The organism is Microbacterium resistens, assembly GCF_021172025.1.
GTDB classification, from domain to species: Bacteria; Actinomycetota; Actinomycetes; order Actinomycetales; family Microbacteriaceae; genus Microbacterium; species Microbacterium resistens.
Map to the genome: position 1 here is coordinate 2,861,811 of NZ_CP082781.1, position 12,066 is coordinate 2,873,876.

The window sequence follows — 12,066 nt, forward strand, 5'->3', positions numbered from 1 at the left end:
TTTCCCTACCGTCCCCGCGCGGCATCCCCCTCCCCGTCCGTCGAGTGGTCAGTTTCTGTGGGTTGGCGGGCGCGGAACCCACAGAAACTGACCACTCGACGCGGGGGAGACGGGTGTCGGTCGGCGGGGCCATGATGGACACGTCGGAGAGAAGGACGCATGAGCGAGGAGGAGGACGCATGAGCGAGGAGGAGGACGCATGAGCGGGATCGACGAGGCGCCGTCGCACGACGGGGAACCCCACGGCACCGGACTGAGCCAGAAGCTGAACTGGCTCCGCGCCGGGGTGCTCGGCGCCAACGACGGCATCGTGTCGGTCGCCTCGCTCGTCGTCGGCGTCGCGGGCGCGACGACCGACAATGCCGCGCTCCTCACCGCCGGGCTCGCCGGGCTGGTGGGCGGCGCGATCTCCATGGCGCTCGGCGAGTACGTCTCCGTGAGCAGCCAGCGAGACACGGAGAGGGCGCTCATCGCCAAGGAGCGTCACGAGCTGCGGACCATGCCTGAGGAGGAACTGGAGGAGCTCGCCGGGCTCTACCGCCGTCGCGGCCTCTCCGAGGCGACCGCCCGACGGGTCGCCGCCGAGCTCACCGCGCACGACGCGCTGTCCGCCCACCTCGAGGTCGAGCTCGGGATCGATCAGGACGACCTGGTCAACCCGTGGCACGCCGCCATCTCGTCCGCGGTCGCCTTCACGCTCGGCGCCCTGCTGCCGCTCCTCGCGATCCTGCTGCCGCCGGCCGAGTGGCGGGTCCCGGTGACCTTCGTCGCCGTCCTGCTCGCCCTCGCGATCACCGGCACCGTGTCGGCGCGGATCGGCGGAGCCTCATCCCTCCGCGCCTCGATCCGCCTCGTGATCGGCGGTGCGCTCGCGCTGGCCGCGACCTGGGGGATCGGCACGCTGCTCGGCACGACCGGCGTCGTGTAGAGCGTCGTGGAGGGGATCGGCACGACCGGGGTGCGGAGACGACGATGCCCCGCGCTCGACGGAGCACGGGGCATCGGACGCGGATCAGTGGATCAGCTGGAGGTGAATCCGACGAGCAGCCCGCCGGTGACCTTGACCGCGAGGTTGTAGATCCCGGCGATGATCGCGCCGAGCACGGTGAACACGACGAGGTTCAGGATCGCGACGACCGAGCCGAACGCCATGACCTGCGGCAGGCCCAGGACCTGCGTGAGCGAGATCTGTCCGTCCGAGAAGCCGCTGACGATCTCGTCCGCCTTGCCCACGAGCCCGGTGGCCTGCACGATGAGGTACATCAGGAAGAACGACACGATCGTCACGATCGCGATCGCAACCGCGCCGAGGAACGACAGCTTCACGGCCGACCAGAAGTCGACGTAGACCAGGCGCAGGCGAACCTGCTTCCCGGTGGTCTTCTTCGACGACTTCTTCGCCAGCTTGTCCGCTACCGTGCTCATTCGTCCGCACTCTCCTGGGGGGTCTGTGTGTCGGCGTCCGCGGTGTCCGCGCCTTCAGGATCTTCCGCTTCGGCCAGGCCGCGTTCGGTGTTCCGGGCGATCGCGAGGATCCGATCATCGTCCCCCGTCCGGGCGAAGACGACACCCATCGTGTCGCGTCCCTTCGCCGGCACCTCGGCCACGGCAGAGCGTACCACCTTGCCGCTGGCAAGAACCACCAAGACCTCGTCGTCCTCGGAGACGATGAGACCGCCCGCGAGGACCCCCCGATCGTCGTTGAGCTTGGCGACCTTGATGCCCTGTCCACCGCGTCCCTGGACCCGGTACTCGTCCACGGCCGTGCGCTTGGCGTACCCGCCGTCGGTCACCACGAAGACGAAGCTGTCGTCGTCGACGAGGGACGCCGACAGCAGGCTGTCGCCCTCGCGGAACCGCATCCCCTTGACGCCCTCGGTCGCACGGCCCATCGGTCGCAGCGCCTCGTCGGTCGCATGGAAGCGCAGCGACATGCCCATCCGGCTGATGAGCAGGATGTCGTCGACCGCGTCCGAGAGGAACGCGCTGACCAGCTCGTCCTCCTCGCGCAGGCGGATCGCGATGACCCCGCCCTGGCGGTTGGTGTCGTAGTCCGTGAGCCGGCTCTTCTTCACCAGACCCTGTCGGGTCGCGAGCACGAGGTACTCGGCGGCGGCGTAGTCGCGGATGTCGAGGATCTGCGCGATCTTCTCCTCCGGCTGGAGCGCCAGGAGGTTCGCCACGTGCTGGCCCTTGGCGTCCCGCCCGGCCTCGGGGATCTCGTAGGCCTTCGCGCGGTACACCCGGCCCTTGTCCGTGAAGAACAGCAGCCAGTGGTGCGTGGTGGTCACGAAGAAGTGCTCCACCACGTCGTCCGAGCGCAGCTGCGCGCCCTTCACGCCCTTGCCGCCGCGATGCTGCGACCGGTAGTTGTCGCTGCGGGTCCGCTTGACGTATCCCTCCCGCGTGACGGTGACGACCATCTCCTCCTCGGGGATCAGGTCCTCCATCGACATGTCGCCGTCGAAGCCGTGCAGGATGTGCGTGCGTCGCTCGTCGCCGAAGCGGTCGACGATGGCGGTGAGCTCCTCGCGGATGATCGTGCGCTGGCGCGCCGGGTCCGCGATGATCTCCTTGTACTCAGCGATCTGGGCCTCGAGCTCGGTGGCCTCGTCGATGATCTTCTGGCGTTCCAGCGCCGCCAGACGACGCAGCTGCATCTGCAGGATGGCATCCGCCTGGATGTCGTCGATCTCCAGCAGGGACTTCAGGCCCTCGCGCGCGTCGTCGACGGTGGGGGAGCGGCGGATCAGCGCGATGACCTCGTCGAGCGCGTCGAGCGCCTTGAGGTACCCGCGCAGGATGTGCATCCGCTCTTCGGCCTTGCGCAGCCGGAACTTCGTGCGGCGGACGATGACGTCGATCTGGTGGTCGATCCAGTGGGTGATGAACCCGTCCAGCGCGAGCGTCCGCGGCACGCCGTCCACGATCGCGAGCATGTTCGCGCCGAAGTTCTCCTGCAGCTGCGTGTGCTTGTAGAGGTTGTTCAGCACGACCTTCGCCACCGCGTCGCGCTTGAGCACGATCACGAGGCGCTGACCGGTGCGATCGCTGGTCTCGTCGCGGATGTCGGCGATCCCGTTGATCTTGCCCTCGCGGGCGAGGTCGCCGATCTTCACGGCCAGGTTGTCGGGGTTCACCTGGTACGGGAGCTCGGTGATGACCAGGCACGTGCGGCCCTGGATCTCCTCGACCCCGACGACGGCGCGCATCGTGATGGAACCGCGGCCCGTGCGGTACGCCTCGTGGATCCCCTTGGTGCCGAGGATCTGGGCTCCGGTCGGGAAGTCCGGGCCCGGAACGCGCCGGATCAGTCCGTCCAGCAGCTCCTCGCGCGGCAGGTCGGGGTTGTCCATCGCCCACAGCGCGGCATCGGCCACCTCGCGGAGGTTGTGCGGGGGGATGTTCGTGGCCATTCCGACCGCGATGCCGACGGACCCGTTGACGAGGAGGTTCGGGAACCGGGCCGGCAGGACGTCCGGCTCCTGGGTCTGCCCGTCGTAGTTGTCGGAGAAGTCGACGGTCTCCTCTTCGATGTCCCGCACCATCTCCAGCGCGAGGGGAGCCATCTTCGTCTCGGTGTACCGCGGGGCCGCGGCGCCCATGTTGCCCGGGGAGCCGAAGTTCCCCTGCCCCAGCGCGAGCGGGTAGCGCATCGACCACGGCTGCACGAGACGGACGAGGGCGTCGTAGATCGCCGAGTCGCCGTGCGGGTGGTACTGCCCCATCACCTCGCCGACGACGCGGGCGCACTTCGAGAACGACTTGTCCGGTCGGAACCCGCCGTCGTACATGCCGTAGATCACGCGACGGTGCACCGGCTTGAGCCCGTCCCGGACGTCGGGCAGCGCCCGGCCGACGATGACGGCCATCGCGTAGTCGAGGTACGACCGCTGCATCTCGGACTGCAGATCGACCTGGTCGATCTTGCCGTGCTCGTGGTACGGCTCGGGACGTTCTTCGTCAGTCATGTGTGTGTCTTCTTCAATTTCCGGTCGTTGAGCGAGCGAAGCGAGACGAAACGCTCATCAGATGTCGAGGAAGCGGACGTCCTTGGCGTTGCGCTGGATGAAGCTGCGCCGCGACTCGACGTCCTCGCCCATCAGCACGCTGAAGATCTCGTCGGCGGCCGCGGCGTCGTCGATGGTCACCTGGCGCAGCGTCCGCGTCGTGTGGTCCATCGTGGTCTCCCACAGCTCCTTGGCGTTCATCTCGCCCAGACCCTTGTACCGCTGCACGCCGGCGTCCTTGGGCAGACGCTTGCCGTTCGCGGCGCCGTCCTTCAGCAGGGCGTCGCGCTCGGCGTCCGAGTAGACGTACTCGTGCGGGGAGTTCGACCACTTGAGCCGGTACAGCGGCGGCATCGCCAGGAATACGAAGCCGGCCTCGATGAGACCGCGCATGTAGCGGAACAGCAGGGTGAGCAGCAGCGTGGTGATGTGCTGGCCGTCGACGTCCGCATCGGCCATGAGCACGATCTTGTGATAGCGCGCCTTCTCCAGGTCGAAGTCCTCGCCGATCCCGGTCCCGAAGGCCTGGATCATGGCCTGGACCTCCTTGTTGGCGAGGGCCTTGTCCAGCCGCGCACGCTCGACGTTCAGGATCTTGCCGCGCAGCGCCAGGATCGCCTGCGTGTGCGGGTCACGCCCCTGCACCGCCGAACCGCCGGCCGAGTCCCCCTCGACGAGGAAGATCTCGCTGATGGACGGGTCCTTGGACGTGCAGTCCTTGAGCTTGTCCGGCATCGAGGTGGACTCGAAGACGCTCTTGCGCCGCGCGGTCTCGCGCGCCTTGCGGGCGGCGAGACGAGCCGTCGCCGCCTCGACCGCCTTGGTCACGACGTTCTTGGCCTGCTTGGGGTTCCGGTCGAACCAGTCGCCGAGCTCCTCGCCGACGACCTTCTGCGTGAAGGCCTTCGCCTCGGTGTTGCCGAGCTTCGTCTTGGTCTGTCCCTCGAACTGGGGCTCGCCGAGCTTGATCGAGATGACGGCGGTCAGCCCCTCGCGGACGTCGTCGCCGGTGAGGTTGTCGTCCTTCTCCTTGAGGATGTTGTTGGCGCGCGCGTAGCGGTTGACGAGCGTCGTGAGCGCTGCGCGGAACCCCTCCTCGTGCGTGCCGCCCTCGTGCGTGTTGATCGTGTTCGCGTAGGTGAAGACGTTCTCGGTGTACCCGGTCGTCCACTGCATGGCGACCTCGAGCGAGATCTTCCGCGTCGTGTCCTCGGACTCGAACGCGATGATCTCGTCGTTGACCACCTCGGCCTTGCGGACGTGGTTCAGGTATTCGACGTAGTCGACGAGGCCGCGCTCGTAGAGGAAGACGTCCGCGCGCTGGCGCGTGACGACGGTGCCGTCCACCTCCTCCTCGACCGTGGAGCCCTCGCGCTCGTCCAGCAGCTCGATGCGCAGCCCCTTGTTCAGGAACGCCATCTGCTGGAAGCGGGTGCGCAGCGTGTCGTAGTCGAACTCCACCGTCTCCTGGAAGATGGCGGGGTCGGGCCAGAACGAGATGCTCGTCCCGGTCTCCTCGGTCGCCTCGCCCTTCTCCAGCTTCTGCTGCGGGGCGCCGCCGTCGGCGAAGCTGTGCCGCCAGACGAAGCCCTTCTGCTTGACCTCCACGTCGAAGCGCGTCGACAGCGCGTTCACGACGGAGGATCCGACGCCGTGCAGGCCGCCGGAGACCGCATAGGCGCCGCCGCCGAACTTGCCGCCCGCGTGCAGGATCGTGAGGACGACCTCGACGGTGGACTTCGTCGGATCGGACGAGTGCGGATCCACCGGGATGCCGCGGCCGTTGTCGACCACCCGCACGCCGCCGTCGGCCAGCAGGGTCACCACGATGGTGTCGGCGTAGCCCGCCAGCGCCTCGTCGACGGAGTTGTCGACGATCTCGTAGACCAGGTGATGCAGACCGCGCGGTCCCGTGGACCCGATGTACATGCCGGGGCGCTTGCGCACCGCCTCCAGACCCTCGAGGATCTGGATCGAATCGGCGCCGTACTCGGCGGAAGGCGGTGCGTCCGGGGTCTGGGAACCCCCTGCGTTCTGGGGCGACGGGGTCGGGTTCGACTCGTTCTCGTCGGAGGGGGTTTCAGGCGTCATCGGAAGGCAGGCTCCACATCGAAATCTAGATCCCCATCTTATCGCGGATCGATCGCCGATGCTGGCTGTACGGCCTTCTGCGCGTCTGAATCCTTCGGGAACGGGATGGATCGTGCCTCAGCCGTAGGTATCGCGCGGACCCCGCCCTGGAACGGCTCTGGGACCCCATTTCCACGAGGGGACGTCCGGCCCGACGAAGCGGATGTTCTCGACGCCGGCCTCCGGGTAACGGCGGCCGATCTCGGTGACGATGACGGCGCGCATGTACTGCAGGTTCTTCGCCCACGCCGTGGAGTCGCACTTCACCGTCAGCAGACCCCCCTCGAGGGAGACCGGCTCCGAGTGCTTCGCCGTGTCGGGCCCGGCGAGCTCTCCCCACTGCCGGACGAGGTCCTCCCGGCTCAGGGTCGTCTCCCATCCGGAGTCTTTGCTGAGCTTCGCGAGGACGTCGCCGAGGGTCCCCGGGTCCCGGCCGGGCGTGAACGGCGCGTTGTCGTCGTCGACGACGAGGCGCTTCTTGCGCTTCCAGGTGCTCGAACTGGGCTGGAGACCGCGCAGGCGGAGGTACGTGGCGACCGTCTCCGGGACGCGGGCGTCGAGATCAGCCATCCGTCTCCTCCCCATCGGTCGTCGAGCCAGCGGAGGTCTCGGTCGTCGAGCGAGCGGAGCGAGACGAAACGTCGAGAGCCTCGTCGGATCCCTCGCGCCCGTCGGACACCTCACGCTCGTCCGTGATGGTACCCGCATGGATCCGCACGACATGGCGGTGCAGCACATCCGGGATGTCCGCCTCGACCGCGGCCGTGACAAGGACCTGCTCGTAGCCGGCGGTGATCCCCGCGAGCCGGCGACGGCGCTCGGCGTCGAGCTCCGCGAACACGTCATCGAGGATCAGGACCGGATCGCCCGCCGGGGACTCGCGACGCAGCAGCTCCGCGGAGGCGAGACGCAGGCTCAATGCCACGGACCACGACTCGCCGTGCGAGGCGTAGCCCTTCACCGGCAGGTCGCGCACGCGCATGATCAGGTCGTCCCGGTGCGGGCCGACGAGGGTGAGCCCGCGCTCGAGCTCGGACGCGCGCTTGTCGGCCAGGGCCGCACGGAACAGCTCCGCCGTGGCGTCGGATCCGCCGCCGCCCTCGGCGTCGCCCCCGACTCCCTCCTCGGGATCCCCGCCGCGAATGGACTGGGCCCAGTGGAGCGTGGGGCGGTGGTCCTCGCCCGCGATCGCGGCGTACGCCTCGGTCAGCGGGGGCTGGAGATCGGCGGCCAGCCGGGTGCGCGCGTCGATGATCTCCGATCCGAGGGCGACGAGCTTGTCGTCCCACACGTCGAGGGTGGACAGCCCGTCGCCGCGGACCCCGCGGGCGCGGGCGGACTTCAGCAGCGCCGTGCGCTGGCGCAGGACCCGGTCGTAGTCGCCGAGCACGGCGGCCATCCGCGGCGTGCGCTGGATGAGCAGCTGGTCCGCGAAACGGCGACGGGACGACGGGTCCCCGCGGACGATCTGCAGATCCTCCGGCGCGAACAGGACGACGTGCGCGTAACGCGGCAGGTCCGCGGTGCGCCCCGGCGCGCCGTTGATCCGAGCGCGGTTGGATCCTGTGCGATTGATCTGCACCTCCACGAGCACGGTGCGCGCGCCGTGGGCGAGCCGGGCTCGGACGAACGCGGCCTCCTCGCCGTCACGCACCATCGGGGCATCCGACGAGACCCGATGCGAGCCGAGGGTGGCGAGGAAGACGATCGCCTCGGCGAGGTTGGTCTTTCCCTGGCCGTTGCGGCCGACGAGGACGTTCGGGCCGCGGTGCAGAGTCAGGTCGGCGGTGGCGTAATTGCGGAAGTCCTTGAGGTTCAGGTGCTCCACGATCACGCGAGCAACATTACCTTTCGGGTCCGACGTCCCTTCCGCGCGGATGTCAGCGGACGCCCGCGGAGAGCTCGCGGGAGAAGAACACCGTCCCCGCACGTCGTGCGGTCTCGATCATCCCCGCCTTGGCCAGCACCCGAAGGGATGCGACGTTGTCCTCGGTGGTGTCCGCGATCGCACGGAGCGCGCCGTGGGCCGCCGCGATCCTCAGACCCGCGGTCACCGCGCCGGTCGCCCGCCCTCGCCCCCGGGCCGCGGGCACCAGTCCGTATCCGAACTCCACCGTCCCGGTCTCGTCCGGGGGACCGAAGAAGCCGAACCCGCCGACGGTGACGCCGGTCTCGTCCCGGATGACGTAGAGCGTGAACACCGGATCCGGATCCGGGTCCCGGACGAGCATCTGCAACGGACCCCGTTCGTCCTCGAAGGGGTACTGCGGGTGCCAGCGGTCGCCCGTGCGCTCGTCGCGCGAGAGGATCCGCGCGGCCGTGGCCGGGGTGATCGGCTCGAGGCCGACCGCGGCCGGCCCGGACATCAGCGCAGCAGGAGGTTCGGCTGGAGGAGGTACTTGAACGAGTCCAGGCCCGCCTGGTCGACGGAGGTCTGGCTCGTGATCAGGACCGGGCTGAGCTTGTTGGCGTTGTCCGAGGAGGTGAAGGTCACCCGTACGAACTCGCTCTTCACCGCGCCGAGCGCCTCCAGCAGGTACTGCGGGTTGAGGCCGAGCGTGACGTCCTCCCCGAGCAGGTGGGCGTCGACCGACTCGGATGCGCGCGCCTGCTCACTGCCCGAGGCGTCCATCGTGACGGTGTCGCTCGAGAAGGTGAACCGCAGCGGCGCCGACCGGTCCAGCACCAGGGCGACACGGCGCACCGCCTCGGTGAGGTCGGCGGTGTTCACGACGGCGTGGTGCTCGGTCTGCTCGGGGAACAGGCGTCGCACCGGCGGGAAGTTCCCCTTGATGAGCAGCGAGGTGACGGTCTTGTTGCCGGCGGTGAACGCGATGATCTCGCGATCGCCCGCTCCGGAGAACGAGATCTGGATCGTGCCGGCGTGGCCGAAGGTCTTCCCGACCTCCTGCAGCGTTCGGGCGGGGACGAGCGCCGTCTGCTCGGCGGACTCGCCGTCCCACGGGACGTCGCGCAGCGACACGCGGTACCGGTCGGTGGCGACGAGACTGAGCTGCTGGCCGCTGACCTCGAGCTGCACACCCGTCAGCACCGGGGTCACGTCGTCACGCGAGGCCGCGAAGGCGACCTGCGCGATCGCGGTGCCGAAGTCCTCGGCCGGCACCACGCCGGACGTCCCGGAGACCTCGGGGATCGAGGGGTACTCCTCGACCGGCATCGCCGCGAGGGTGAAGCGGGCGGAACCGCAGCGCACGGCGACCCCGCCGTCCTCCTCGACCGCGATCTCGATCGGAGCGTTCGGCAGGCGGCTGGCGATGTCGGACAGCAGGCGCCCATGCACCAGGATCGTGCCCGGCTCGTCGACGGTGGCCTCGATGGTCGTGCGGGCGGAGGCCTCGTAGTCGAAGGCCGACAGCGTGAGACCGTTCTCGTCCGCCTCGATCAGCACGCCCGCGAGGATCGGCTGCGGGTTGCGCTGCGGCAGCAGTTTCACGACGAAGGACACGGCTTCGCTGAACACATCCCGGTTGACCTGGAACTTCACGGTCGCTCCTTCGTCGTCGTCCCACGGCTGTCGCCGCCTCATGGCGCACGCCACGGGCTCCCATGCTATGCCACGAGTCCAGCCGCACACATGCCGATTCCGGAACCTTGGACGCAGGGACAGAGGCGTCCGGGCGTGGTCGCGCGCGCTCGCGCTCGCGAAAGATAACCGCTTCGGCGGAGGGGGAATGACACGTCCGCGCGGCGTCCCCCACATGCCTCCCCGAGGTGATCGAGCCACCTCATCCGGGTTAACTCGTTAACGGTGTTAACAACTGTGGATACTGTGGATAACTCTGGGGATTCCTGACGGGACAAGGGAACTACACGCGTGTGACATGTGGATTTCCTGCGGAAACCGTGGGATCGGAGGGGGACCGCCCGATCCGCTCCTCGACGGGTTATCCACAGGGCGGGGATGCGGATGGGGATCGGGACCCCCGGCCGACGAGATTCATCCACAAGTTATCCACATGTGCAATTCCGAATACTCGACGCCGTCCCGGCACGTCAAATCCGTCGTCCCGGGCATGGCGCGACGACGCGGGCCGCGCGAGGCGCGGCCGGGGGCGCTCAGCGGCGGCCGAGCTGCGCGGTGATCTCCGTCACCTGGTTGTAGATCGAGCGGCGCTCCTTCATGAGGTCGCTGATCTTCTTGTACGCGTACATCACCGTGGTGTGGTCGCGGTTGCCGAACAGCTGCCCGATCTTCGGCAGGGACAGCTCGGTGTGCGTGCGGCAGAGGTACATCGCGATCTGACGGGCCGTCGCGATCTGCTGCGAGCGGCTGGAGCCGTAGAGGTCGTCGACGGTGAGCTTGAAGTACGCCGCGGTGGCCGTGATGATGTCGGTCTGCGAGATGAAGTTGTCCTCTGCCTGATCCACGATGTCGCGGAGCACCGTCTGGGCGAGGGACATGTCGAGGGTCGACCGGTTGAGGCTGGCGTAGGCCGAGACGCGGATGAGGGCGCCTTCGAGCTCGCGGATGTTCGACGACACCTTCGTGGCGATGTACTCCAGGACCTCGTCCGGGATGTGCAGGGCCTCGCTCTGCGCCTTCTTGCGCAGGATGGCGATGCGGGTCTCCAGGTCCGGCGCCTGGACGTCGGTGATGAGGCCCCATTCGAAGCGGCTCCGCATCCGATCCTCGAATCCGGTGAGCAGCTTCGGGGCGACATCGCTGGTGATCACGACCTGCTTGTTGTGGTCGTGGAGCTGGTTGAAGGTGTGGAAGAAGGCCTCCTGCGTCTCCGCCCGGCCCTGGAGGAACTGGATGTCGTCGATGAGGAGGATGTCGACGTCGCGGTAGCGGGCCTGGAAGGCGGCTCCCCGGTTGTTGGCGATCGAGTTGATGAAGTCGTTCGTGAACTCCTCGCTCGAGACGTACCGCACCTTCACCCCGGCGTAGAGGGACTGGGCGTACTCGCCGATCGCGTGGAGGAGGTGGGTCTTGCCGAGGCCGGAGTCGCCGTAGATGAACAGGGGGTTGTACGCCTTGGCCGGTGCCTCGGCGACGGCCACCGCCGCGGCGTGCGCGAAGCGGTTGGACTGGCCGATGACGAAGTTGTCGAACGTGTACTTCGGGTTGAGCCGTGAGTCGTGGCGGATGGGCGTCGGCTGCTCGATCGGGGACTCCGCCCGCTGCTGCTCCTGGCGGCTGCCGGCGAAGTCGGCGACGGGGATCGGCATCGTCGGCTGCTCCGCGAGCTCGTGATTCACGACGACGCGGAACGAGGTGACCTCGTCGCCGGCCGTCGCGAGCGCCTCCATGATCGGCAGGCGCAGACGCTTGTTGATCTGCGCGGCGGTGAGATCGTTCGGGACGTCGAGGTACAGCGTGGACTGCATGACCCCGGCCGGGACGGCGAGACTGAGGAATCCGTGGAGCTGCGGGGTGACGCGATCGTCATGGGCGAGGGCGTCGAGGAGGATGCTCCAGATGGGGACCTCGGGCTGCGCGTCTGACGACATGGTGCTCCGGATGCTCGGAACGGCGGGCATCGGGGGGAGCCGCCTGTGGATAACTGCTCGTGCCACGCTAGTCAGAGCGGCCCCCGAGGGCAACCTGCGCGCGGAACTCCGCGGCTGCGTGTCCCTTCCCCACGATTCCCACAGGTTGTGGATAATGGTGCTCTGCGCCTCGCCGGTTTGCGATGTGGGGGACGACGTCGTAGCCTTAATCGGTTGACTTATGCCATCTCGGCATGCATCCGATCCGTCTCCGGCCGCAGCGATCCCGGTGACATCCCTCCCGGAGTAACTCATGAGCAAGCGCACTTTCCAGCCCAACAACCGTCGTCGCGCCAAGAAGCACGGCTTCCGCGCCCGCATGCGCACCCGCGCCGGCCGCGCCATCCTCTCGGCCCGCCGCGCGAAGGGCCGCACCGAGCTCTCGGCGTAAGTCGTGCTCGCCCGCCCGTAT

The 12,066-nt window shown here is 68.4% G+C and carries 10 protein-coding genes; 2 read left to right on the forward strand and 8 right to left on the reverse strand.

All coding sequences use genetic code 11. The features are described 5' to 3' along the window. Positions 1-199 precede the first annotated feature (199 nt). Positions 200-928 carry a VIT1/CCC1 transporter family protein gene (locus K8F61_RS13540; RefSeq protein WP_231819496.1) on the forward strand — a complete coding sequence of 243 codons (729 nt, stop codon included), beginning with the start codon at positions 200-202 and terminating at the stop codon, positions 926-928. Between the two features lie 92 nt (positions 929-1,020). On the opposite strand, the gene K8F61_RS13545 is transcribed toward K8F61_RS13540, so the two are convergent. From K8F61_RS13545 to dnaA, 8 genes are all read right to left on the reverse strand, one after another. Next, the gene (locus K8F61_RS13545) at positions 1,021-1,425 is read right to left on the reverse strand and encodes a DUF3566 domain-containing protein (RefSeq protein WP_067246256.1); all 405 of its coding nucleotides are present in this window, start codon (positions 1,423-1,425) and stop codon (positions 1,021-1,023) included. Further along, positions 1,422-3,971 carry a DNA gyrase subunit A gene (gene gyrA, locus K8F61_RS13550; RefSeq protein WP_067246253.1) on the reverse strand — a complete coding sequence of 850 codons (2,550 nt, stop codon included), beginning with the start codon at positions 3,969-3,971 and terminating at the stop codon, positions 1,422-1,424. The genes K8F61_RS13545 and gyrA overlap by 4 nt, the downstream gene beginning before the upstream one ends. A 57-nt stretch (positions 3,972-4,028) precedes the next feature. Continuing rightward, a complete protein-coding gene (gene gyrB / locus K8F61_RS13555) occupies positions 4,029-6,101 on the reverse strand; it encodes a DNA topoisomerase (ATP-hydrolyzing) subunit B (RefSeq protein WP_084344540.1) in 2,073 nt (690 codons plus the stop codon). Positions 6,102-6,218: 117 nt separating this feature from the next. Beyond that, positions 6,219-6,710, reverse strand: a complete 492-nt coding sequence (locus K8F61_RS13560; protein ID WP_067246249.1) for a DciA family protein — start codon at positions 6,708-6,710, stop codon at positions 6,219-6,221. Next, a complete protein-coding gene (gene recF / locus K8F61_RS13565; protein ID WP_231819497.1) occupies positions 6,703-7,974 on the reverse strand; it encodes a DNA replication/repair protein RecF in 1,272 nt (423 codons plus the stop codon). The genes K8F61_RS13560 and recF overlap by 8 nt, the downstream gene beginning before the upstream one ends. Positions 7,975-8,020: 46 nt before the next feature. Then, positions 8,021-8,506: a GNAT family N-acetyltransferase gene (locus tag K8F61_RS13570; protein WP_231819498.1), complete on the reverse strand. Its 486-nt coding sequence runs from the start codon at positions 8,504-8,506 to the stop codon at positions 8,021-8,023. After that, a complete protein-coding gene (gene dnaN / locus K8F61_RS13575; protein WP_067246237.1) occupies positions 8,506-9,645 on the reverse strand; it encodes a DNA polymerase III subunit beta in 1,140 nt (379 codons plus the stop codon). The genes K8F61_RS13570 and dnaN overlap by 1 nt, the downstream gene beginning before the upstream one ends. A 572-nt stretch (positions 9,646-10,217) precedes the next feature. Continuing rightward, the gene (gene dnaA, locus K8F61_RS13580; RefSeq protein ID WP_378822028.1) at positions 10,218-11,909 is read right to left on the reverse strand and encodes a chromosomal replication initiator protein DnaA; all 1,692 of its coding nucleotides are present in this window, start codon (positions 11,907-11,909) and stop codon (positions 10,218-10,220) included. Between dnaA and rpmH the strand changes: the two genes are divergently transcribed. After that, complete coding sequence (rpmH, locus tag K8F61_RS13585; RefSeq protein WP_022879826.1) at positions 11,908-12,045, forward strand: 50S ribosomal protein L34; 138 nt, start codon at positions 11,908-11,910, stop codon at positions 12,043-12,045. The genes dnaA and rpmH overlap by 2 nt on opposite strands. Positions 12,046-12,066: the final 21 nt, after the last annotated feature.